The 24,277-nt window shown below is 52.0% G+C and carries 21 protein-coding genes, 1 tRNA gene and 2 rRNA genes (1 of these 24 cut by a window edge); 14 read left to right on the top strand and 10 right to left on the bottom strand.

What is annotated here, in order from left to right; translation table 11 throughout:
* Positions 1-9 precede the first annotated feature (9 nt).
* Positions 10-2,130, top strand: coding sequence for a 4-alpha-glucanotransferase (malQ, locus tag TOLA_RS00245; protein WP_012728273.1), 2,121 nt, complete (start codon positions 10-12; stop codon positions 2,128-2,130).
* A gap of 128 nt (positions 2,131-2,258) precedes the next feature.
* Here the strand turns inward: malQ and TOLA_RS00240 are convergent, their stop codons facing one another.
* The 6 genes from TOLA_RS00240 to malE form a co-directional block, all read right to left on the bottom strand.
* Complete coding sequence (locus TOLA_RS00240) at positions 2,259-3,224, bottom strand: MBL fold metallo-hydrolase (protein ID WP_148210399.1); 966 nt, start codon at positions 3,222-3,224, stop codon at positions 2,259-2,261.
* 90 nt (positions 3,225-3,314) lie between these two features.
* Positions 3,315-3,647 carry a type II toxin-antitoxin system RelE/ParE family toxin gene (locus tag TOLA_RS00235; RefSeq protein ID WP_012728271.1) on the bottom strand — a complete coding sequence of 111 codons (333 nt, stop codon included), beginning with the start codon at positions 3,645-3,647 and terminating at the stop codon, positions 3,315-3,317.
* The gene (locus tag TOLA_RS00230) at positions 3,631-3,891 is read right to left on the bottom strand and encodes a type II toxin-antitoxin system Phd/YefM family antitoxin (protein ID WP_041609574.1); all 261 of its coding nucleotides are present in this window, start codon (positions 3,889-3,891) and stop codon (positions 3,631-3,633) included. The genes TOLA_RS00235 and TOLA_RS00230 overlap by 17 nt, the downstream gene beginning before the upstream one ends.
* Before the next feature lie 165 nt (positions 3,892-4,056).
* A complete protein-coding gene (gene malG, locus TOLA_RS00225) occupies positions 4,057-4,947 on the bottom strand; it encodes a maltose ABC transporter permease MalG (RefSeq protein ID WP_012728269.1) in 891 nt (296 codons plus the stop codon).
* Positions 4,948-4,958: 11 nt separating this feature from the next.
* Positions 4,959-6,545 carry a maltose ABC transporter permease MalF gene (malF, locus tag TOLA_RS00220; protein WP_012728268.1) on the bottom strand — a complete coding sequence of 529 codons (1,587 nt, stop codon included), beginning with the start codon at positions 6,543-6,545 and terminating at the stop codon, positions 4,959-4,961.
* Between the two features lie 69 nt (positions 6,546-6,614).
* The gene (gene malE, locus TOLA_RS00215; RefSeq protein ID WP_012728267.1) at positions 6,615-7,796 is read right to left on the bottom strand and encodes a maltose/maltodextrin ABC transporter substrate-binding protein MalE; all 1,182 of its coding nucleotides are present in this window, start codon (positions 7,794-7,796) and stop codon (positions 6,615-6,617) included.
* Positions 7,797-8,266: 470 nt separating this feature from the next.
* Between malE and malK (TOLA_RS00210) the strand changes: the two genes are divergently transcribed.
* From malK (TOLA_RS00210) to TOLA_RS00150, 13 genes are all read left to right on the top strand, one after another.
* Positions 8,267-9,376 (top strand): maltose/maltodextrin ABC transporter ATP-binding protein MalK, encoded by a 1,110-nt coding sequence (gene malK / locus TOLA_RS00210; protein ID WP_012728266.1) that lies wholly within the window; start codon positions 8,267-8,269, stop codon positions 9,374-9,376.
* Positions 9,377-9,448: 72 nt separating this feature from the next.
* A complete protein-coding gene (locus tag TOLA_RS00205) occupies positions 9,449-10,684 on the top strand; it encodes a maltoporin (RefSeq protein WP_012728265.1) in 1,236 nt (411 codons plus the stop codon).
* 66 nt (positions 10,685-10,750) lie between these two features.
* Positions 10,751-11,626 carry a maltose operon protein MalM gene (gene malM, locus TOLA_RS00200; RefSeq protein ID WP_012728264.1) on the top strand — a complete coding sequence of 292 codons (876 nt, stop codon included), beginning with the start codon at positions 10,751-10,753 and terminating at the stop codon, positions 11,624-11,626.
* Positions 11,627-11,772: 146 nt separating this feature from the next.
* A complete protein-coding gene (gene malK / locus TOLA_RS00195; protein ID WP_012728263.1) occupies positions 11,773-12,882 on the top strand; it encodes a maltose/maltodextrin ABC transporter ATP-binding protein MalK in 1,110 nt (369 codons plus the stop codon).
* Positions 12,883-12,981: 99 nt separating this feature from the next.
* The gene (rfaD, locus tag TOLA_RS00190) at positions 12,982-13,935 is read left to right on the top strand and encodes an ADP-glyceromanno-heptose 6-epimerase (RefSeq protein WP_012728262.1); all 954 of its coding nucleotides are present in this window, start codon (positions 12,982-12,984) and stop codon (positions 13,933-13,935) included.
* Between the two features lie 84 nt (positions 13,936-14,019).
* Positions 14,020-15,270, top strand: coding sequence for an O-antigen ligase family protein (locus TOLA_RS00185; protein WP_012728261.1), 1,251 nt, complete (start codon positions 14,020-14,022; stop codon positions 15,268-15,270).
* Positions 15,270-16,295, top strand: a complete 1,026-nt coding sequence (gene waaF / locus TOLA_RS00180) for a lipopolysaccharide heptosyltransferase II (protein ID WP_012728260.1) — start codon at positions 15,270-15,272, stop codon at positions 16,293-16,295. The genes TOLA_RS00185 and waaF overlap by 1 nt, the downstream gene beginning before the upstream one ends.
* A gap of 103 nt (positions 16,296-16,398) precedes the next feature.
* Positions 16,399-17,466, top strand: a complete 1,068-nt coding sequence (locus TOLA_RS00175; protein ID WP_012728259.1) for a glycosyltransferase family 9 protein — start codon at positions 16,399-16,401, stop codon at positions 17,464-17,466.
* Positions 17,459-18,244, top strand: a complete 786-nt coding sequence (locus TOLA_RS00170) for a glycosyltransferase family 2 protein (protein WP_012728258.1) — start codon at positions 17,459-17,461, stop codon at positions 18,242-18,244. Before TOLA_RS00175 ends, TOLA_RS00170 begins: the two co-directional genes overlap by 8 nt.
* A gap of 63 nt (positions 18,245-18,307) precedes the next feature.
* Positions 18,308-19,342: a glycosyltransferase family 4 protein gene (locus TOLA_RS00165; protein WP_012728257.1), complete on the top strand. Its 1,035-nt coding sequence runs from the start codon at positions 18,308-18,310 to the stop codon at positions 19,340-19,342.
* Between the two features lie 38 nt (positions 19,343-19,380).
* On the top strand, positions 19,381-20,466 hold the full coding sequence (locus TOLA_RS00160; RefSeq protein WP_012728256.1) for a glycosyltransferase family 4 protein: 1,086 nt from the start codon (positions 19,381-19,383) through the stop codon (positions 20,464-20,466).
* 70 nt (positions 20,467-20,536) lie between these two features.
* Positions 20,537-20,881, top strand: a complete 345-nt coding sequence (locus TOLA_RS00155; RefSeq protein ID WP_012728255.1) for a transposase — start codon at positions 20,537-20,539, stop codon at positions 20,879-20,881.
* Positions 20,833-21,717, top strand: a complete 885-nt coding sequence (locus tag TOLA_RS00150; protein WP_083757710.1) for an IS3 family transposase — start codon at positions 20,833-20,835, stop codon at positions 21,715-21,717. The genes TOLA_RS00155 and TOLA_RS00150 overlap by 49 nt, the downstream gene beginning before the upstream one ends.
* Positions 21,718-21,754: 37 nt before the next feature.
* On the opposite strand, the gene TOLA_RS00145 is transcribed toward TOLA_RS00150, so the two are convergent.
* The 4 genes from TOLA_RS00145 to TOLA_RS00130 form a co-directional block, all read right to left on the bottom strand.
* The gene (locus tag TOLA_RS00145; RefSeq protein ID WP_012728253.1) at positions 21,755-22,552 is read right to left on the bottom strand and encodes a lipopolysaccharide kinase InaA family protein; all 798 of its coding nucleotides are present in this window, start codon (positions 22,550-22,552) and stop codon (positions 21,755-21,757) included.
* Between the two features lie 192 nt (positions 22,553-22,744).
* Positions 22,745-22,821, bottom strand: a tRNA-Asp gene (locus TOLA_RS00140).
* A gap of 63 nt (positions 22,822-22,884) precedes the next feature.
* A 5S ribosomal RNA gene (gene rrf / locus TOLA_RS00135) occupies positions 22,885-22,999 on the bottom strand.
* A gap of 126 nt (positions 23,000-23,125) precedes the next feature.
* A 23S ribosomal RNA gene (locus TOLA_RS00130) occupies positions 23,126-24,277 on the bottom strand (it continues 1,737 nt past the right edge of the window).

Genomic DNA, 24,277 nt, shown 5'->3' with positions numbered 1-24,277 from the left:
GGAAGCCTCATGGATATTTCTGTAATTGAAGCGGCCGCGAAAGCGGCCGGTATTGCCGACAGTTACATCAGTGCGCTCGGTCAGCCAGTGCAGATCGCGATCAGCACTCAGGAAAAAATTCTGGCGGCGCTGGGTCATACCTCGCCGGAAAATAATCTGCTGCCGGCAGTCAGTGTGTTCCGGCAAGGCGAACTGTTCCGCGTCCTGCTACAGGATGCGGTGACGGATACCTGCCACTGGCGTTTACAGCCGGAAAGCGGCAAACCGCTGCGGGGTGTGCTGGCCAACGGTTTCCTGACGCTGCCGGATAATCTGCCGCTTGGTTACCACAAACTCTGCCTGCTGCAGGGGCGCAAAGTGATCGCCGAAAGCCGCATCATCATTGCACCTGCCCGCTGCTATGAACCACCGGCGATCCAACAGGGCAAGAAAACCTGGGGCGCCTGCGTACAGTTGTATACGCTGCGTTCGGAAGAAAACTGGGGCATCGGCGATTTTGCCGATCTGAAACAGATGGTCACCGCACTGGCCGCACAAGGGGCGGACTTTGTCGGTCTGAATCCGCTGCATGCGCTGTATCCGGCCAGTCCCGACAGCGCCAGCCCGTACAGCCCCTCTTCCCGCCGCTGGCTGAATATCATCTACATCGCCGTACATAAACTGCCGGATTTTCAGCTCAGTTCTGCCGCACAATTGTGGTGGCAAAATCCTGAAATACAGCAACAACTGCAGGCCGCCCGTGCCAGCGACTATGTCGATTATCCGCAGGTCACCGCGCTGAAACTCGCCGGACTGAAACTGGCGTATCAGTATTTTGCCTCACTGCCAGATGACATTCCTCGCGTCGGTGAATTTGAGCAGTTCCGCAGGCAACAGGGGGAAAGTCTGCAGCAGCAAGCCACTTACGATGCCTTGCACGCCTGGCTAAAACAGCAGGATGAGCACGCCTGGGGCTGGCCGGCATGGCCTGCTGAATATCAGCAATGGGAAAGTCCGGCACTGCAGCTATTCCGCCAAGAACATGCAGATGAGATCCGTTTTTACGCCTGGCTGCAATGGCTGACACAGGGTCAGTTGCAGGAGTGTCAGCAAAGCGCGCGCGATGCCGGCATGCTGATCGGTATCTACCGTGACCTCGCGGTCGGCGTCACCGAAGGCGGCACTGAAACCTGGTGTGATCGCGAACTGTATTGCCTGAAAGCGTCGGTCGGTGCGCCGCCGGATATCCTCGGTCCGCTTGGCCAAAACTGGGGCCTGCCACCAATGAGCCCGCAGGTGATGCGGCAACGGGGCTATCAGCCGTTCATCGATCTGATCCAGTCGAATATGAAAGCCTGCGGTGCACTGCGTATCGATCATGTCATGGGATTGTTGCGTCTGTGGTGGGTACCGCAGGGCTCCACCGCCGTGGAAGGTGCGTTTGTCAGTTATCCGGTGGATGATCTGCTGGCGATTCTGGCACTGGAGAGCCAGCGTCATCAGTGCATGGTGATCGGTGAGGATTTGGGTACCGTCCCGGATGAGATTGTGGCCAAGCTGCGCGATAATGGCGTTTATTCCTACAAGGTCTTTTACTTTGAACGCGCGCCAGCTCCGGACAGCGGCTTCTACTCGCCGCGCGATTATCCGGCACAGGCGATGACCACCCTTTCCACGCATGATATGCCGACGCTGTACGGCTACTGGCAGGCGGATGACCTGACGCTGGGACAAAAACTGGGTTTGTATCCGGATGCCGAAGTGCTGTCCGGCCTTTACGCCGATCGGGAACAGGCCAAACAACGCATGCTCGACAGTCTGCACAGCTTGCACAGTCTGCCGGAAGAATACAGCCGTCAGGCACAGGGCATGATGATGAACCCGGCGCTGAACCGCGGCATTCACTGCCATGTCGCGCAAAGCAACAGTGCCCTGCTCGGCCTGCAGCCGGAAGACTGGCTGAATATGACCATGCCGGTCAACATTCCCGGTACCACACATGAGATTTACCCCAACTGGCGCCGCAAGTTGAGCTGCACGTTGGAAGCCATGTTTAACGATTCAGATGTCATCTCGCTGCTGGCTGAAATAAACCGGCGCCGCCGACAGCTATACCCAAACAACTTGGAGTTGCAGGTAGGCGGCAAGTGAAGAGACCCCATGAACATAGATAAACTATGTGATTGGGGCGAATGAACGCGGCCAACACCGCTGCAACTTCAAGTGGGAAGGGTATATCGAGCTGAGCGGAGTTTGGGGACTGCCACGCAGTCCCTTTTTTATTTCACCGCTAATGCCACGGAGAGGTCGATGCGGGGAAACTCCAGTGTCTGCCCGATTGCCGGGATTGCTAAACGGGCTAGCGGTAACTGCAGTTTATGCCACAGATCGCGCAACCGGATCGGCGGCTCATTTAACGGTTCATCAGTGAGTTTGAAGGTACCCCAATGCATGGCGACAAACAGTTTCGCTTCCAGTGCCACAAACGCCTTTAATGCATCATCCGGATCCATGTGCTGATGACGCATAAACCAGCGCGGCGCATAGGCACCGATCGGTAGCATCGCCACATCAATCGGACCGCAGCGCCGGCCAATTTCCCGGAAACCGTCAAACCAGGCGGTATCCCCGGCGTGATACAAGCGAAAGCCGTCATGTTCCATGACAAAACCGCCCCACCAGCTGGTATTCATGTCCATCAGCCCGCGACGGCTCCAGTGCTGTGCCGGCACAAAGGTCATGGTGGCATTGCCTACCTGTGTCTGCTGCCACCACGCCAGCTCCTGTACATGCGGAAAGCCGTTTTTCAGAAACCAGTGCCGCATCCCGTGAGGCACCAGATACAGCGGATTGGGCCCCAGCTTTTTCAGCGTAGGCACATCCATATGATCCCGGTGATTGTGGGTGATCATCACCACATCAATTTTTTTCGGTAACGCCGACCAGCTCAACCCCGGCGGGGCATTGCGCGGCACCACACCGCCCAGTGAGGACGACATCACCGGGTCGATCAGCATATTGAGACCACCAAGTTGCAGTAAAAACGAAGAGTGACCGATCCAGGTCAGCGTATCGTGCTGCTGATGATGCAAATCGGCACCGTCATTATGCACGATCGGCACCGGTATTCCGGTACGCCCCGAGCGCGGTTGCCGTTCGCCATGCCAGCCGGTCTGGCGGCGCAAGACATGTTTTAACGGGAATGACCGCTGACTGCCATCCTGATTGGTGTAGCGCATAGCCATACCACTCCTGCCAAAAAGGGAACAGCGACGATAGAACTGTCATTAAGGAAAGCGTAGCAGAAAAAAATGCCAGTCAGGCGACAGAGAATTTCAGATTTTTACTTTGCGATTTTCGAGGTGGCTATCAGGCACCATACTCTGATGCAGAACAGCCATCACAATCAGTTGCTCATTGAGCAACGTGTAATAGATGGTATGACTAGCATAGGGGAAACTATAAATTCCATTGCCCAAATCCTGCTCACGGCAGATGCCCATTTGTGGCATTATCGTTAAGCGACTCAACGTCTGCTGCAATTCCTGCAAATAATGCACAGACTGGTTTTGTCCCCAGTTTTTTAACGTAAAACGGCGGATCTGTATCAGATCAGCTTTGGCTTCATCCGTGAAAACATAACGCATTTCGCTAATCGAACTCTCCATTCAGTAAACTACTGAATAATGCGTCGCCCTCCACCAGCTTACCAGCTGCTATATCTGCTCTGGCTTGTTCAATCTTTTCCTGTAGAAGCCGCAGTTTGATGGCTTCCAGTGCCTGATAATCCTCTACCGACAGCAGTACCGCCACCGGTTTACCATTACGACTGATTTGCACGGGTGCCCGCTGCACTTTGAGCAACATATCACCAAACTGAGTTTTTGCCTGATTAGCCGTCAGCGTTTCCATAACACCCATCCCATATCATCCGAATCGAACGAAACAACCAAATCAATTATAGATGATTAACCAGCCAATCACAGATGAAAAAAATGCCAGTCTGGCGACTGGCATCCGGAAATAAGCTCCGTCAAAACAAGGAAAGATAAATGAACACGACCATGAAAAACTGAATTACCCTTTCACACCTCCGGCGGTCAGACCACCCACCAGCCAGCGCTGTGCCAGCAGGAATACCACGGTGATCGGAATCGCGGATAACACCGCCGCTGCCGCAAAATCACCCCACAGATAGTTCTGCGGATAGAGATACTGCTGCATCCCCACCGCCAGCGTGTAGCTGCTGACATCACGCAGCAACAGCGAGGCGATTGGCACTTCGGTCACCGCGCCGATGAACGACAGAATGAACACCACCGCCAGGATCGGTACTGACAACGGCAGCAATACCAGCCGGAACGCCTGCCACGGGGTAGCACCATCCAGCGCCGCCGCTTCTTCCAGCGAACCATCGATGGTTTCGAAATAGCCTTTGATGGTCCAGACATGCAGCGCGATCCCGCCAAGGTAGGCGAAAATCAGCCCACCGTGCGTGTTCAGCCCGAGGAACGGAATGTACTGTCCGATGCGGTCAAACAACGCATACAGCGCCACCAGCGACAGCACCGCCGGGAACATCTGGAAAATCAGCATCCCTTTCAGCAGCGCACTCTTGCCGCGGAACTTCATGCGGGCGAAGGCATAGGCACAGGTGGTAGAAAGCGCCACGATGCCGACCGCGGTGACAAACGCCACCTTCACCGAGTTCCACAGCCACAGCAGCACCGGAAATGGTGGTGGTGTCACCGAGCCATCCGGATTAGTGACGCTGAAACCCAGTGCCAGCTTCCAGTGTTCCAGTGACGGATGCGACGGGATCAGCTCACCGGTGGCGAAGTTACCGCTACGCAGTGAAATCGCAATTACCATCAGCAGCGGGAACATGATCAGCGCGATGAAGCACCATAATCCGGCATGGGCTGCCCACAGGCGATAACGTAATGCTTTGGTTTGAACGATAGCCATACTGCAGCTCCTTATTGTTCCACACTTAACTTACTGGCTTTCAGGTTCAGAATGGCCAGGGCGCCTACCAGCAGGAAGATCAGCGTCGCAATCGCTGCCGCCAGACCGAAGTCCTGCCCGCCACTACCCTCAAACGCGATGCGGTAGGTATAGCTCACCAACAGATCGGTATTACCGGCCGGCGTACTGGTACCCAGCATGTTCGGGCCACCGTTGGTCAACAACTGAATCAGTACGAAGTTATTGAAGTTGAACGCGAAACAGGCAATCAGCAACGGTGTCAGCGGCTTGATCAGCAGCGGCAGCGTGATACGGAAAAAGTTCTGCAGCGGGGTCGCGCCATCCAGTGCCGAGGCTTCATACAGATCATCCGGAATGGCTTTTAACAGCCCCATGCAGAGGATCATCATGTACGGGTAGCCCAGCCAGACGTTGACGATCAGGATCATCGCTTTCGCCAGCATCGGATTAGTAAACCATTCCGGTTTCAGGCCAAACATCTGCTCCAGCAGCATGTTGATCTCACCGAAGCTCTGGTTAAACAACCCTTTGAAAATCAGGATGGAGATAAAGCCCGGCACCGCATACGGCAGGATCAGCAGCAAGCGATACATTGCCTTGCCTTTCAGTGGCTGCCACTGCACCAGACAGGCCAGCACCATGCCGACGGCCAGTGTGAACATGACGGTCAGACCCGCAAACAGCACGGTCCAGATAAAGATTTTGATGAACGGCTGCTGGATGCCTTTATCCTGTAACACGCGCAGGAAGTTATCCCAGCCGATGGTGACGGTATAACCCGGGCTCATGCGTGTATCCGCAATCCATTCACCTTTAGCATCAACGGCCTGATAGAAGCCCATCTCGTCATTCGGCTGATACAGTTCACCGGTCTGGTTATTACGCAGACCACGGTCATCCTCCTGCAGGGTATACAGTGGTTTGATCGCCGAGAACTGCCGCAGGGAACTCATCACCAGTTCGCTGCCATCCGGCATCACCGCAGTCAGCTGACCCAGTGCCTGACGGTTTTGGGTGATCACTTTCAGTGGTGCTTTCGTCGCCCCCGTATCGGCCGTTTTTGGCACCATATTCAGTCGTTGTGGCTGGTTATCCAGCGCAAACGGTGCCGATAACAGGGTCTGATTGGTTTCACTGTCCTGCAGTTGCAGCTGCCAGTGGCCATCACTGCCCAGCAGGGTAAAATTCAGCGTATTACCGCTCTGGAACTGGCGATCCAGTATCACCGACTGCGCACGCTCAAAGCTCAGCTGATGCACGGCACTGTAGTTGGTAAACGCGATGCCAATGGTGCAGAACAGCGGGAACAGCACAAACAGCCCCATGCCGACCAGACCCGGATAGACATAGCGCCACGAGTAGGCTTTGCGGCTGGCAAACAGGTAGATCCCGGTGCCGGCCAGTAACAGTGTCAGCATCGCAAACAGATATTCGCGCTGCGCGTACATCTGCACAATCAAATAGCCATTCAGCACGGCCACCAGGCCAAGTAACGAACGGGTAAACATCGCGCTGCGCCACCACTTCTTATTCTGTGGCAGGCGCGGCGGAGTGGTATGGGCAACAGATAACTGCATGAGGCACTCCGTCTGATTACAACTGAGGGCGGCGACCCGCCCTCTTTTACGACTTTTGACGAGCGGAAATTACTTCGTCATTTGCTTGGCTACTTCATCCAATGCCTCTTTCACTGGCTGACGACCAGCGGTGGCATTGACGATCGCGTTTTTCTCGGCATACCAGAACGCGGTCATCTGCGGAATGTTCGGCATGATTTCACCTGCCTTCGCGTTAGCCATGGTGGCCGCAATGCGTGGGTCGGCTTCCAGTTTTTTCTGGAATGACATCAGCGATACCGCACCTAAAGGTTTGTCTTTGTTAACTTTATCCAGACCGTCGTCGGTCAGCAGATAGTTCTCGAGGAATTCCGCGGCCAGATCCTTGTTCGGGCTGGCCGAGTTGATACCCGCAGTCAGCACCCCGACAAATGCTTTCGATGGCTTGCCTTGGAAGGTCGGCAACTGCGCAACACCGTAGTTGATACCGCTCTTGTCCGAGTTGCTCCACGCCCACGGGCCATTGATGGTCATGGCGGTTTCACCTTTGTTGAACGCCGCATCAGCAATCGAGTAATCGACGTCCGCCGAGATATGTTTGTTCTTCACCAGATCGACGATGAACTGCAGACCAGCCTGTGCACCGGCGTTATTCACACCGACATCTTTCGCGTCATAGCCGTCCGGTGTAGTTTTGAATGCATAACCACCAGCCGCCGCCAGCAGTGGCCAGGAGAAGTAAGGCTCCTGCAGGTTCCACATAATGGCGCTCTTGCCTTTGGCGCGCAGTTCTTTATCTAAAGCCGGAATGTCTTCCCAGCTTTTTGGCGGTGTCTTGATCAGATCTTTGTTATAAATCAGCGACAACGCTTCCACTGCTACCGGATAACCAATCAGCTTGCCATTGAAACGCACTGCATCCCAGGTGAACGGGAACATTTTATCCTGCAGCTCTTTGGAAGGATGAACTTCGGTCAGCAGACCAGACTGGGCATAGCCACCAAAACGGTCATGTGCCCAGAACACGATATCCGGACCATCGCCGGAAGCCGCGACCTGCGGGTATTTCTCTTCCATCTTGTCCGGATGTTCCACCAGTACCTGTACCCCGGTGTCCTGCTCAAATTTCTTACCGACTTCTGCCAGACCGTTGTAACCTTTGTCGCCGTTGATCCAGATAACCAGTTTTCCTTCCTGCAGCTTGGCCATCGCCGGAGCCGAAATCACCAGCGCGGCTAACGCGGTCAGAGCCAGGTTTTTTATCTTTTTCATTGTCACGTCCTTCTTGAGTGGCATAACTCTTCACATGAATAGATATCGTATGAATAGATGTCGCATGGATAAATGTTGCGGAAAAGAGTGCTAATTACAGTCGCAGAGTACAGGGGATGACTCTTTCTCTTCCGGCAGCGGTACACAGTCTGCAATGGCGTAGCTAGTACAGCATCCTCCTCCTCTCTACGCCCCACCCCCTGTTTTGTGTGACCCAACCGACACAACCGTAGATTTTGTGCGCTGGCGCAACAAATTCTCATGTCAGCTTTGCGGTCAGCCTCACAATATTTCGCTTCGCCGGCCTCACCCTCCCGGTTTTCATCCGGCCTCCTCCTCCCGCCTCATCCCCCTCAAAAAGATTCTCCGCGGATGATTTCGTCCTCGCCAACCCGCCGCACTATGCACCTCAGTCAGTAATCCGGTTGCAACAGGCAATACGGAACAAGTCAGGTGGTAAGGAGTAACTCATGGCGGGCGTGACACTGCGTAATGTATGCAAAACCTACGGCGAGGTAGCGATTTCCAAAGACATCAATCTGGAGATCAATAACGGCGAGTTTGTGGTCTTTGTCGGTCCGTCCGGCTGTGGTAAGTCAACCCTGCTGCGCATGATTGCCGGTCTGGAAGACATTTCCGCCGGGGATTTGATGATCGGTGAACGCCGCATGAATGACGTGCCCCCCGCGGAGCGCGGTGTCGGCATGGTGTTCCAGTCCTATGCGCTCTACCCGCATCTCTCCGTGGCCGACAACATGTCGTTTGGCCTGAAACTGGCCGGCGCCGGTAAACCACAGATCCAGCAGCGGGTAAATCATGCATCGGAAGTGCTGCAACTGGCGCACCTTCTGGAACGTAAACCGAAAGCCCTCTCCGGCGGCCAGCGCCAGCGCGTCGCCATCGGCCGGACGCTGGTGGCGGAACCGCAGGTGTTCCTGCTGGATGAACCACTGTCCAACCTCGATGCCGGTCTGCGCGTGCAGATGCGTATCGAAATCGCCCGTCTGCACAAGCGTCTGCGCAGCACCATGATTTACGTCACCCACGATCAGGTCGAAGCGATGACGCTGGCCGACAAAATCGTGGTGCTGGAAGGCGGCAGCATCGCCCAGGTCGGTAAACCACTCGAACTCTATCACTATCCAGCCAACCGTTTTGTCGCCGGTTTCATCGGCTCGCCGAAAATGAATTTCCTGCCGGTGCGGGTACACGCCACCGAAGCCGAACGCGTACAGGTGGAGTTACCGGATGAGCAGCTGTTGTGGTTGCAGGTAGACAGCCGCGATGTGCAAATCGGCAGCATGCTCTCACTCGGTATCCGTCCGGAGCATCTGCTGCCCGGCGAAGCCGCCGAATACCGCCTGCGCGGTGAAGTCAGTGTGGTCGAACAGCTCGGTAACGAGACCCAAATCCACGTGCAGATGCCGACCATCCAGCAAAACCTGGTCTATCGCCACAACGACGTCGCACTGGTCGAGGAAGGCTCCATGATTGAAATCGGTCTGCCCGTGCAGCGTTGTCACCTGTTCCGCGAAGACGGCACCGCCTGCCGCCGGCTGCATAAAGAATTGGGCGTCTAGCCCAGATCTGGCCCGGAACCCTCGCTTTTCCCCCGGGCCATTCCAACGCCAAGTGCAAGGAGAAAAACAACAATGATGCATCATCTGCAAAAACTGCCGCTGGCTCTGGCCATCGGTGCGGTACTGAGCTCCGCCTCCGCGATGGCGGTCGATTTTCACGGTTATGCCCGTTCCGGTATCGGCTGGACCAGTGATGGTGGCGAACAGCAGTGCCACCAGCTGGCCGGTGCCGGCGCCAAATATCGTCTCGGTAACGAATGTGAAACCTATGCCGAGCTGAAACTGGGGCAGGAGCTGTACAAAGAAAACGATCAGGTCTTCGCGCTGGATACCAACGTCGCCTATTCCGTATCACAGCAGAATGACTGGGAGTCCACCAGTCCGGCGTTCCGTGAAATGAACGTGCAAGGTAAAAACCTGATTGCCGCACTGCCCGGTGCCAACCTGTGGGCCGGTAAACGCTTCTACCAGCGTCATGACGTGCACATGATCGACTTCTACTACTGGGATATTTCCGGTCCGGGCGCCGGTCTGGAAAACATCGATCTGGGCTTCGGCAAACTGTCTGCCGCCGTCACCCGTGACACTGAAAGCGGTGGTTCTACCGCGTGGATTGATGGCACAGAAACCACTAAAGATACCAATAACGATATCTTTGATGTGCGTCTGGCCAGCCTGGCCACCAATACCGACGGCACGCTGGAACTGGGCGCCACTTACGGCCATGCCAACACGGCGGATGGTTACGAGCTGGCGGATGATGCCTCTGAAAACGGCGTCATGTTAACGGCCGAACATACCCAGAGCATGCTGAATGGCTTCAATAAATTCGTGGTGCAGTATGCGACCGATTCCATGACCTCCTGGAATAACGGCCATGCACAAGGCGCATCCGTCAACAACAACGGCAGTATGGTCCGCGTTATCGATCACGGTGCTATCAGCCTGAACGACAAGTGGGATCTGATGTACGTCGGTTTGTATCAGGACACCGACCTGGACAATGACAACGGCAGCACCTGGTACAGCGCCGGCGTTCGTCCGATGTATAAATGGACGCCGATCATGAGCACCCAGTTCGAAGCCGGTTATGACCATGTCAAAGACCAGGCCTCTGACGAAACCAACAAGCAGTATAAAGTCACGCTGGCACAGCAATGGCAGGCCGGTAACAACCAGTGGGCCCGTCCGGCGATCCGTCTGTATGCCACCTACGCCAAGTGGGATGAAAAATTCGGCACCGGCACCAGCAGTCTGGCTGACGATAATCAGGTTACCTTCGGCGCACAGTTCGAAGCCTGGTGGTAATAGTTCTGAGCCGGCTCAGCAGAGCCGGCTGTTTGCTTTGCTGTCGTCTGAAATAAGGTCGCCTTTATGAAATACACCACGCTCGCTTTTTTGCTTTCGCTGACAATCGGTGGTCTGGCTGCACCGGTTTTCGCAGCAGAAGACAACCATACCGCCCCGGCCATTACCGCGTCACAGCTGCAAACCATTCACTGGCAATCGGTACAGGCCGGTGAAAACGCCGAATTCGACATGAATGCCTCAGGACAAAACCTCAGCCTGAACCAGATCAGCGGCAAAGTGCTGGCACTGCAACTGCCTGCTGATCACGGCACGCTGACACTGCGCTTACGCAGTCTGATTGATGGCAAACAGGTCTTTTCGCCGAACGTACTGGTTTTGGATCAGCAACAGCAGCCCGCCGCGTTTTACTCCAGCAACCAGTTCAGCTACCAGCCCGCCTCGCTGTTAACCGGCGATCGACTGGAAGGCACACTGAAACTTTCCCCGGCACCGGGACAGAAAAGTATCTATCTGCTGATCTACACCACACCGCAGGATGTGGCGCAACACACCACGCTGGAAGGTGCGGTGAAAGCCTATGCCAAAGCCACCGGCAATCAGCCACCGAATATTCCCGATCCAGTCGCCCAACACAGCGCACAGGGTCATCTCAGCCTGAAAGTCACTACTGAACGGAATAATGATGCGGTCACCATCGGCAGCAATCATTCCGGTATCGCCGCCGCCAGCCCGGTCGCAGCACCGGCAACGCAAGAAATCACTGCACCGGCAGTAACCGGCTTGCTGCCCGAGACGGAGAATTACTTCAACCTGCAGATCCGGCAAGCAGTTAAAAACAGCGATATGGCACGGGCACTCACATTAGTCGGAGAAGCCGAGCACTTGGGCTCCGCCACCGCCCGCACCACCTTCATCAACAGTGTTCAACCCCGTAAATGATGGTCCCCGGCCCGTACTTTGGTGCGGGCCGGCCCATAAATGCCTTTCTCCTCGCAAAAAATACTCATCTGAATTTCCCCGCCAGCCAACTACAGGCACTATGCTCGTTATCCACCAGCCACATTAAGTAGTAAAAGGAGCCTGGTATGGCGGGAGTTATCCTGCGTAACGTCTGTAAAACCTTCGGCGATGTCACCATATCCAAAGACATCAATCTCGATATTGAAGACGGTGAGTTTGTGGTTTTCGTCGGCCCGTCCGGCTGCGGAAAATCCACCCTGCTGCGCATGATCGCCGGGCTGGAAGATATCACCTCCGGTGAATTGCTGATTGGCGAGCAACGCATGAACGAAGTACCACCGGCCGAACGCGGCGTCGGTATGGTGTTCCAGTCGTATGCGCTCTATCCGCATCTTTCGGTTGCCGACAACATGTCCTTCGGCCTGAAACTGGCCGGCGCCAGCAAAACCGAAATTCAGCAGCGGGTACAACAGGCCGCCGACATCCTGCAACTTGGCGCATTACTGGATCGCCAGCCAAAAGCCCTCTCCGGCGGACAACGCCAGCGCGTCGCCATCGGTCGTACCCTGGTCGGCGAACCCAATGTCTTCCTGCTGGACGAACCGCTGTCCAACCTCGACGCCGCGCTGCGGGTACAGATGCGCATTGAACTGGCCCGCCTGCATAAACGTCTGGGTTGCACGATGATTTACGTGACCCACGATCAGATCGAAGCCATGACACTGGCGCATAAGATCGTGGTACTGGATGGCGGACTGGTTTCGCAGGTGGGTAAACCGCTGGCGCTGTATCACTACCCGGCCAACCGTTTTGTCGCCGGTTTTCTCGGCTCGCCGAAAATGAATTTCCTGCCCGTCACCGTACTGGCAGCAGAAAGCGCACGGGTACAGGTAGAGATCGCCGGACAAACCAGTCTCTGGCTTCCCGTTGATGGCACGTCTGTTTCAGCCGGAGATCAGATGACACTGGGTATCCGCCCGGAACATCTGCTGGATGCTGCCGCCAGCCCGCATCAGTTGCACGGCACCATTCTGGTAGCCGAACAACTCGGCAATGAAACGCAAATCCATCTGCAACTCGCCGGGCAAGAACACCCGCTGGTATACCGCCATCATGATGTTGCCGTGGTCAGGGATGGCACCGCGCTAACCATCGGATTACCCGCTGAACGCTGCCACTTGTTCCATGCCGATGGCCGGGCCTGCCAGCGCCTGCACCCGGAGCCCGGCGTATAAATCAGAACAAACTGCACTGTGCACGAAATATGATAAACTGCCGGTATATTCTCAGTAAGCACTGAGCATCTTTAGATAACGTCTGCGAGGCGATAGCACATGATCATCGTAACTGGTGGCGCCGGTTTTATCGGCAGTAATCTGGTAAAAGCATTAAACCAGGCGGGTCGTAAAGACATCGTGGTGGTTGACGATCTGACTGACGGCACCAAATTCGTCAATCTGGTCGATCTGGATATCGCTGATTACATCGACAAAGACGAGTTCATTGCGCGCATTGTTTCCGGTGACCATTTCGAAGAGTGGGGCGGCATCAGCGCCATTCTGCATCAGGGCGCCTGCTCCGCCACCACCGAGTGGAACGGCAAGTTCGTGATGGACGTGAATTACGAATACTCCAAAGACCTGCTGCATTACTGTCTGGAATATGGCGTGCAGTTTATTTACGCCTCGTCTGCCGCGACTTACGGTGGCCGCAATGACAACTTCATCGAAGAGCGTCGTTTTGAACAGCCGCTGAACGTTTACGGCTACTCCAAATTCCTGTTTGACGAATATGTCCGCCGTATTCTGCCGGAAACCGATCTGCAGATCGTCGGTCTGAAATACTTCAACGTCTACGGCCCGCGTGAACAGCATAAAGGCAGCATGGCCAGCGTGGCGTTCCACCTGAACAATCAGGTGCTGAAAGGTGAAAACGTCAAACTGTTCGAGGGTTGTGACGGCTTCCCGAATGGCGGCCAGACCCGTGATTTCATCTACGTCGAAGACGTTGCCAAAGTGGTACTGTGGTTTATGAATCACCCGGACAAATCCGGTATCTTCAACTGCGGCACCGGCAAGGCAGAACCATTCCAGAACGTGGCCGAAGCCGTACTGAAACATCATGGCAAAGGCGAGATTGAATACATCCCGTTCCCGGATCACCTGAAAGGCCGCTATCAGAGCTTTACCCAGGCCGATCTGACCAAGCTGCGCGCCACCGGCTGTGACGTGAAATTCCGTACCGTCGCTGAAGGTGTTGCTGAATACATGGCGTGGCTGAACAAATAAAAGCTCTCAGGCTCTCAACCTAATAAACGTATCCAAAAGCATAGTCCTGATTAAGGCTATGCTTAATTTTTATGTGGAACACACATGCCAGTAAGCAGTGAACAAGTAAAATCCCTGATCATTCAAAGTTGCTATTTTTTGTTCGGTGTACTCTGTATCAGTACGAGAAGTGGTTACTCCTATGCACCAGCTGTGTTGCTGCTCATGTCATTGCCTCTGCTTTTCAGGAAACAAACCTACCAGATACTGGATAGAAACGGCTGGCTACTATTTGCGATTTTACTGATCTATCCACTGGTCCACGGTCTGTCGATTCTCACCGATGGCGGAACTATCAAAGAGTTTGATCGCCCGAGTAAAGTCATCATGGGTGCGGCGATCCTGCTGTTCTGTCTGCGCAATCCCCCCCGCTTTAAATGGCTAATGCTGGGCATTGCGACCGGCGCTATTACTGCTGGCAGCCGGGCTCTGTTTGATCGACTGGTGACGGGTTACGGCAGAGCCTTTGAATGGATGGTACCGATCCAGGGTGGCGATATCAGCATGACACTAGGTCTGCTCAGTCTGTGTGGTGTGATGTGGTCGATAAAAACAGCAAACAAAGGCCTGATCGTCTATTTTGCGCTAGCCTCAATCCTTGGCGTTCTGGGCAGTATTCTTTCCGGTTCCCGCGGCGGCTGGGTGTTATTTCCGGTCATCCTGTTTGTCATTTACCGTATTTTTAAAGACTGGTTCTCACCGAAAGTGAAACTCGGTATGGGTCTGGCGCTATGCCTGTTAGTGGCGTTCTGCCTGACTCCGCAGAGTGGTGTCCCGACACGTATTGCAGCCGCAAAAAGCGATATCAGCCTTTACTTGTCCGGGCAAAACAAAAACACCTCTCTGGGCCACCGCTTTGAAATCTGGAAAAGTTCGGTGGATAGCTTTCTGGAAAAACCACTGTTTGGCTGGGGCTACCACGGTGTGCGTCAGTCGCAGGAACAGCAATACAAACAAGGCTTAATAACCAAAGAGGCATATGACTTTAACAGTCATGCTCACAACCAGTTTCTGGATGAGATGGCCAAACGGGGCATTATCGGCTTAGGTGCCCTGCTGGCGCTGTTGCTGATCCCACTCTATCTGTTCAAACAATATCTGAATCAGTCATTCACACCGGAAACCCGGACACTCGCGGCAGCTGGCGTTATAGTGGTACTTTCCACGATAGATTACAGCCTGAGTCAGGCCTTTTTGTACCATAGCTCAGGTATCGTGTTTTATTGTGCCTCGATCATATTCTTATATTCGGCAGTCCGTTCCCAACAACCCATAAATGGTAAGAGCCTACTGTAATGTCAAATATGCTTATTATTGGTCCGGCCTGGGTCGGTGACATGGTGATGTCGCAAAGTCTCTATATCACCCTGAAGCAACAGCATCCGCACATGAAGTTGCATGTCATGGCTCCCCGCTGGTGTCTGCCATTACTGGCGCGGATGCCACAGGTTGATAAAGCCATCGAAATGCCGCTGGGCCATGGTGACTTCAATCTGGCCGCCCGTTGGCGACTCGGCCGCCAGCTGAAAAACAATAAGTACGACCAGGCCATTGTTCTGCCAAACTCGCTGAAATCAGCGCTGATCCCGCTTTTTGCGGGTATTCCGCTGCGTACCGGCTGGAAAGGCGAATCACGTTATGGTGTGCTGAACGACCTGCGCCGCAATAAAGAAAGCTTCCCGCTGATGGTCGAGCGTTACTGCGCCTTAGCCTTCCCGCGCCGTAAAATGCATTCTGCCAAAGACTTACCAGCCATACCCTATCCTGCCCTGCAAGTCGACACTGAGCAGCAGACAGCCGTCAAAGAACGCCTCTCACTGACCACCGAAAGAGCGGTTTTAGGTTTATGTCCCGGTGCAGAATTCGGTCCGGCAAAACGCTGGCCGGAACAGCATTACGCAACGGTCGCACAACGCTGGATTGATAGTGGCGGGGATGTCTGGATCTTCGGTTCAGCCAAAGATCAGCCCGTTGCGCGTACCATTCAGGCACACCTGACTCCGGAGCAACAGGCGCATTGCCATCTGATTGCCGGCACCACCAGTCTGACCGAAGCGCTCGATTTACTGGCCGCCTGCAATAAAGTGGTGTCCAATGATTCCGGCCTGATGCATATCGCCGCGGCGGTCGGCACACCGCTGGTCGCAGTTTATGGCTCCACTTCGCCCGGCTATACGCCGCCGCTGTCGCAGAAGGTGCAAGTGGTCCAAACAGACATCAACTGTCGTCCCTGCTTCAAAAAGCAGTGCCCGCTGAAACATCTGAAATGTCTGACCGAACTGTCACCAGAGACGGTCTGGCAGGCATTAGCTGCGTTATAAGGCTCACCACAGCAGAAGGAATAGTCACATTCTGCTGTGGTGATTTCACTATTCCTCTGTGGTAAAGCATAATATCTGCATATTCCGCCCAAGCGATAAAACTATGCCTTTGTTTCTCCGTGCGCCTGAAGCGCTGTGTCTTATCCGCCTTTCTGCGATTGGTGACTGCGTACACGCCGTGGCTATGGTACAGGCCATCCAGCGCCAGTGGCCGCAGACTAAAATCACCTGGATCATGGGCAAAGCCGAAGCAAGCTTACTGCATGATTTACCGGGCGTTGAGGTCATAGTATTCGATAAAAATGCCGGGTTCCGGGCATACACGTCTATCTGGAAACAACTGCGTGATCGCCATTTTGATGCTTTGTTGCATATGCAATCGGCCCTCCGAGCCAGTTTGCTCACCCTGGGCATCAAAGCCGATAAAACCCTGGGGTTCGACCAGCAACGCGCGGGAGATGGTCAGTCATTATTTACTAACCTCAAAGTACCCTCACCGCAGTCACCTCACGTATTAGACGGTTTCATGGCGTTTGCCGCCGAATTAGGTGTGCATGATTTAACACCGCAATGGCATATACCTGTAGCCGAAACCGACAACGACTGGGCAAAACAGAACATCAGCGGGGAAAAACCGACGCTGCTGATTGCGCCCTCCGCCAGTAAAGCCTACAAAAACTGGACCAAAGAAGGCTACGCAGCACTCGCCGACCATGCTGCCGCACAAGGATTCCAAGTGATGCTGTGCGGAGGCCCAAGCCCTCAGGAAAAATCCTTCGCCGAAGAGATCTCGGCACTTTGTCAGCATAAACCAGTCAATCTGGTCGGACAAACGACACTGAAACGGTTACTGGCTCTGATTAAACAGGCTACGCTGGTACTGGCCCCCGACACCGGGCCGGCACATATGGCCACTGCAGTGGGAACCCCCGTCATTGGTCTCTACGCTCACCATAATCCGGCAAGAACAGGCCCGTATTTCTGCAAAGACTACGTTGTCAGCGTATATCAGGCACTGATTGAAGCGCAGACCGGAAAAAAAATGGCGCAGTTAGCCTGGAGAACACGGTTAAAACAAGCCGATGCCATGCGACACATCCGGATCGCTGACGTTAAACTGCAGTTTGATAACCTTGCCGCCCAAATCCAAGAGACCCGAGCTCATGAATAAAGATGCCCTCATTTCCGCTATTCTGATCGTTAAAAATGAAGAGCAACACTTGGCAGCCTGTCTTGATACGATTAAAGACTGGGTCAGTGAAATTATTATTCTTGATTCCGGCAGCACCGACGACACACTGAAAATAGCTGAACGCTATCAGGCAAAAGTGTATCAGGACATTGACTGGCAAGGTTTCGGTGTACAACGGCAACGTGCACAGCGTCTTGCAAACGGCACCTGGTGTCTTTGGTTAGATGCTGACGAGCGCGTCACCCCAGAACTGCGGCAAGAAATAGAATCCGTGATTGCCAAGCCTGCTGATAACACCGGCTACTCGATACCTCGCCTGAACTGGTACTTCGGCCGTTATATCCGCCACTGTGGCTGGTATCCCAAACCGGTTCTTCGTTTGTATCCCAGAGCACTGACCACCTACAACGACAGCTATGTACATGAAAAAGTGATTGTTCCGCAGGATATGACGGTAAAACGCCTGAAAAACGACCTGCTGCATTATCCATACAAAAACCTGCGGCATCATGTCACTAAATCATCCTGCTATGCCCATGACTGGGCCTTAGCCAAATATCAGCAAGGGAAACGTACCACTCTTATTGCGGCATCCATGCATTCCCTGCTGAGATTCTGCCGTATGTATTTTTTCCAGCGCGGGTTGCTGGATGGCTCGGCGGGCTTCCTGTTGTCCGTGATTTCGGCTTATTACACCTTTCTGAAATATGCCGAGCTATGGGTAATGCAACGCAGCAGCAGTGATAAACCCAAGTAGTCCTGAATACGAAAATCGATCGCATCAGATATTATTTATTTCAAAACACCCAAAGGATCACCGATGACACCGACCATCATGCATGTCAACCTGGCCAAAGGATTCCGGGGTGGCGAACGACAAACGGAGTTATTAATCAAGGAGCTGGCAAAGCATGATCTGAAACAGTATCTGGTCTGCCGGGATAACTCACCGCTGCGCGAACATCTGAAAGCGGTCAGCAATCTTGAATTTATCACCGCCAACCATCAGCTGATGGGGCACTTTGCGGTTCATCAGAAGATAGACATGATCCATGCGCATGAAGCAAAAGCGGTGCATTGGGCATGGATTGAAAACCGCTTACGGGGTACGCCTTATATTCTGACCCGTCGGGTACCGCAGCAAATAAAACAAAATTTATTTAATAAACTTTGCTACAAATATGCCAGCCAGGCGGTTGCCATCTCCTCACCGATTGCCAGTTATCTTTCCGGATTGCAACTCGCCCCGGTAACCACCATACCCAGCGCATTGGCTCATCTGCCGCATAACCCAGATATCAGTAAAGAGATAAAAAAACAGTATCCGGACAAATTTCTGATCGGACATGCCGGCGCACTAGTTGATAAACACAAAGGACAGCGCGAAATCATCAAAGCAGCCACGTTGCTTGAAAATAAAGTGCCCAATATTCATTTTATTATGTTGGGTGATGGCCCGGATGCTGAACAGCTCAAAGATGAAAGTAAAACCCTGACCAACATGGAATGGTTAGGCTTTAAACAAAATCCGGGGGACTACTTTGCCGCGCTGGATCTCTTTGTCTTTCCATCAAGAAATGAAGGTTTAGGCTCTACCCTGCTCGATGTCATGGATTTCATGGTACCTATCATTGCAAGCGATGTGGATGGTATCCCGGACATAGTCAAGCATGAACAAACTGGTCTTCTCATCCCGGTAAACAATGCTGATGCATTAGCTAAAGCCATTCTCCGTTTGTTTAATGACAAACCACTGCGAGAACAGCTGGCAACGACAGCGAAAGAAAAATTAGATAATTTCACCCCTGCGACGATGGCAAAGCGTTACCTTGCGCTTTATCGCTCACTACTTTAAAAAGCTGAAATCAGCAGGCAGCGATAATTGATAAAACTATGGGATCTGACAAATTGAATAACGACAGAATTACAGGAATCAATATTATTTACCATACCATCAAACCCGGTGGTGGCATGGAACGGTATGCATTAGATCTCATAGAAAACTTATCCGCCAGAAACATTCCTTTGCGGGTTATCGCCCGGAAAATCAACTGGCCGGGGATTGCGCCGTCTAATGTAGAATTTGTTAAAGTGCCAGATTTCACACCGTTTTCCAGAGTCAACAAACACCTATTTGATGTAACCGCATCAAAATACATCAACAGTGCATGGCCAACTATTGGTCTGACCCGCGTAGCAGGTTCAACCGATATAGCTGTCGTTGGCGGTACACATAAAGGGTATTTAAATGCGATAAAAAAGAAACACCATGGAATTTTTGATTATTTGACAATAAAAAGAGAGACCTCTTTTTATAAAAATGCGAAATGTATTGTTGCTCACTCCAGACAGGTCGGACAGGAAGTTATCGATCATTACCAAATCGACAAAGATAAATTACACATTATCTACCCGCCAGTCAGCTTCAGTTCTTTTTCGTTAGCGGCAAGAAAAGAGAGAGAACAAATAAGAAAAGAACTGGGTGTTCAGGATGATCAGATCCTGCTTTTGTTCCCATCGAATAACCATGATCGGAAAGGACTGGATCTTATACTAACGGCACTGGAAAGATCTGATAAACGTTTTGTTCTGGCAATTGCCAGCCGGAAAGCAGTAACACATCCGCGAGTCATAAATCTTGGTTTCCGCAATAACATGCCCGCACTGTATGCGGCAGCAGATGCGGCAATTCTGGCATCGAAATATGAACCTTTCGGGTTGGTTGGGCCAGAAGCTGTACTATGCGGAACACCCGTTATATTAGCCAATACAGTAGGAGCCACAGAGGTTATTGCAGAACCAGCATGTACCCGTTTTCAGCTCACACCTGAGTCACTGACAGATGCATTAGAAAAATTTCTGAAGATGCAGAAAAGTGAACCTCTTATTATCACTAAACCAGATCTGCTCATGCCACAAATTACAGATGTAGATCAGCATTGCACTGAATTGCTGGAACTATTAAAAAAAACTAATTAAAACAATCAGAAAGGCTTGGACTTCACCCACTTTTTCGGACACGCATTGATAACTAAATCAGAGGTCATCAATGCCTGCTTATACCAATGCTAAACGTATTTTTAAGTACTCTGACGAGTTCAAAATGAAAGCCGTTCAGTGGAGTTTCGACCCTCAGCGATCAGTAAAGGATGTCGCTGCTGCACTGGACATTCATCCTTTTATGTTGTCTCGTTGGCGTAAAGAATTTCGTGAAGGGAAATATGGTCCGATGAAGCCCACAACCAAACCTTCTAAGCCCAATGCCCAGCTCAAAGAGCAGGATAAACTTAAAAAACTCAGAAAACGTATTGCTGAACTTGAAGAGGAAAACGACATCCTAAAAAAGTGGCAACGCTTTCTGGCCGAGGAACGACGGAAGCATTCCAATTCATAAAAAAGCATGCTTCTCACCTCTCTGTGAAACGTCTTTGCCAACGACTTGGCGTTTCACGTAGTGGCTATTATGACTGGCTAAAGCGCACTCCCAGTGTTCATGTGCAACAGGATGCTGTGTTACTGACGCACATTAAGCGTGTCTTCAAGGCATCGGCGGAACGATACGGCAGTCCTAAAGTTTATCAGGCACTTCGGACTCAAGGCGTTGTCGTTAGTCAGAAACGAGTGGCCAGATTGATGCGAGAAAATGGCTTAAAAGCTCGCGTTGAGCGTGTTTATAAACAATTGAATAAGATGCGGGCTGAATTAAAAGTGCTGCCAAATCATCGCTTGCAGACGCCCAAGCCAACAGGACCAAATCAACAGTGGTCTAGCGATGTCACCTATATCCGACATGGTCACAGGCATGTCTTCCTCGCGGTCATTGTTGACCTCTGGTCGCGGAAAATTATTGGCTGGGCGCTCCATGAGAAACTCAATGCTGAATTATCTGTTGCTGCTTTATATCAAGCATTGAAACAACGGAAACCAAAACCGGGTCTCATCCTACATACAGATCGTGGCGTTGAGTTCAGAGCACAAGCAATGCAAATTTGGCTCAATAAATTTGGTATTCGTCACAGCATGAACCGACCAGGTCGATGTACCGATAATGCTGAAGTTGAGTCTTTCTTTAAAACATTAAAGTCTGAACTGATTTATGAAAATTATTTTCCGACTGTATCTGCACTGAGAGATCAGATCAGCAGATACATCCGGAATTTTTATAATAAGGTGCGGCTGCACAGTAGCCTCAATTATGTATCTCCGATACAGTTTGAACATGCCGCTTAATAAACGCGTGTCCGTTTTATCGGGTGAACATCAGCTGCTAAATAGCAATATAGCCTTTCTGCCCCCATTTAATGAGTTTCAGCTCTGTTGCCTGATTTAATCTCTGAAAAAAACTCGTTTCCGTCATATCAAAATTATAAATACCCAACATAGATAAATACATTTCTCGTAGTTCATCAGAGCTGAGCATCTCAACCTGAGCCTTTTTCGCTGTCACAAAAAGATGAGCATTAAAATTCACAATATCGCGAAATCGCTGTTTGGGATTATTCGTAATGTTATCGACATCGATGAGAGAGACAGACACATTTCCATCTTTAGCATCAACAATAAACCCACCGAAATTCATATCCCCATGTGAAAATCCCTTAGCAAACAATTCAGCAATTAAAGCACCAATTTTTTTAAGTACGGTACTACGCAGGTTTTTATTGTTTGAGTAGTTAACAAAAAACGCTTCAGCATCAACACCGGGGATTGCTTCATGTACCACCAGACTACGTAAACCACCCAAATATGACATGGCTAAGACAGGCGTGGCGGTTGATACATTTTCATTAAGCAAGCGGATACTTTTTTTATACCCGTGAATACCATGAGAATAACGAAAAAGATGCTTGAGATATTTAATCGGGCTGGAAAACGAATATAGTTTTATATAAAAGATTCGCTCATTCAAGGAACAACAATAAACCGATCTATTTGCTGTCGATTTAATCATCCTGAATGTTTCCAGATTGCGCGCGGCTGGATTGCTTAGCACAACCTCTCTCATCTGTGTGATGAAAGAATCAGCAACATCAGCTTCATGATTGATGAATTTAATAACAAACATTTCGATTTATATTAGATTTTATTGGTATAGATAGGGGAGATTTTAATAACAAGAACCTCAAATACAAAACAGATTTATGATCTTTTTATGAAAGATTTAAGGCGGACGCGTAAAAAGTTAAACTCATTCGCTGCGAACATAAAAACTTAGAAAGCAAAAAGCCCTGAGCATGGCTCAGGGCTTTTGTGTTATTGGCGGAGTGGACGGGACTCGAACCCGCGACCCCCGGCGTGACAGGCCGGTATTCTAACCGACTGAACTACCACTCCGCACTTTTCGTCTATGCTCGCTTAACCGTTGTCACCCGGCCAAGGTCTTCACATTAATTTGGTGCCTGGCAGTGTCCTACTCTCACATGGCGAATGCCACACTACCATCGGCGCTACAACGTTTCACTTCTGTGTTCGGCATGGGTACAGGTGGTTCCATCGCGCTATTGCCGCCAGGCATATTCGGGTCCCTTATCACTAACTCATTGGGTCTCGTTAGCAATAAGTCTTGGAAAGCTGTGACCTCGCGGTCTTTATTTCGTTCATCAATCAAACAAGCGCTTCAAAACTACTTGGGTGTTGTATGGTTAAGCCTCTCGGGTCATTAGTATGGGTTAGCTCAATGTATCACTACACTTACACACCCCACCTATCAACGTCGTAGTCTTCAACGGCCCTTCAGAGGACTTATAGTCCTAGGGATGACTCATCTCGTGGCAAGTTTCCCGCTTAGATGCTTTCAGCGGTTATCTTTTCCGAACTTAGCTACCGGGCAGTGCCATTGGCATGACAACCCGAACACCAGCGGTTCGTTCACTCCGGTCCTCTCGTACTAGGAGCAACCCCACTCAATCATCCAACGCCCACGGCAGATAGGGACCGAACTGTCTCACGACGTTCTGAACCCAGCTCGCGTACCACTTTAAATGGCGAACAGCCATACCCTTGGGACCAACTTCAGCCCCAGGATGTGATGAGCCGACATCGAGGTGCCAAACACCGCCGTCGATATGAACTCTTGGGCGGTATCAGCCTGTTATCCCCGGAGTACCTTTTATCCGTTGAGCGATGGCCCTTCCATTCAGAACCACCGGATCACTATGACCTGCTTTCGCACCTGCTCGACCTGTCCGTCTCGCAGTTAAGCGGGCTTATGCCATTGCACTAACCTCACGATGTCCGACCGTGATTAGCCCACCTTCGTGCTCCTCCGTTACTCTTTGGGAGGAGACCGCCCCAGTCAAACTACCCACCAGACACTGTCCCTGACCCAGATAATGGGTTGAGGTTAGAACATCAAACATACCAGGGTGGTATTTCAAGGTCGGCTCCATGACAACTGGCGTCATCACTTCAAAGCCTCCCACCTATCCTACACAGGTAGGTTCAATGTTCAGTGTCAAGCTATAGTAAAGGTTCACGGGGTCTTTCCGTCTAGCCGCGGGTACACCGCATCTTCACGGCGAATTCGATTTCACTGAGTCTCGGGTGGAGACAGCGTGGCCATGGTTACACCATTCGTGCAGGTCGGAACTTACCCGACAAGGAATTTCGCTACCTTAGGACCGTTATAGTTACGGCCGCCGTTTACCGGGGCTTCGATCAAGAGCTTCGCTTGCGCTAACCCCATCAATTAACCTTCCGGCACCGGGCAGGTGTCACACCCTATACGTCCACTTTCGTGTTTGCAGAGTGCTGTGTTTTTGTTAAACAGTCCCAGCCACCTGGTCACTGC

Origin of the sequence: Tolumonas auensis DSM 9187 (genome assembly GCF_000023065.1) — a bacterium.
GTDB lineage: Bacteria > Pseudomonadota > Gammaproteobacteria > Enterobacterales > Aeromonadaceae > Tolumonas > Tolumonas auensis.
The sequence above is the reverse complement of the archived record's forward strand: the minus strand, read 5'-3'. Positions and strand labels throughout refer to the sequence as shown.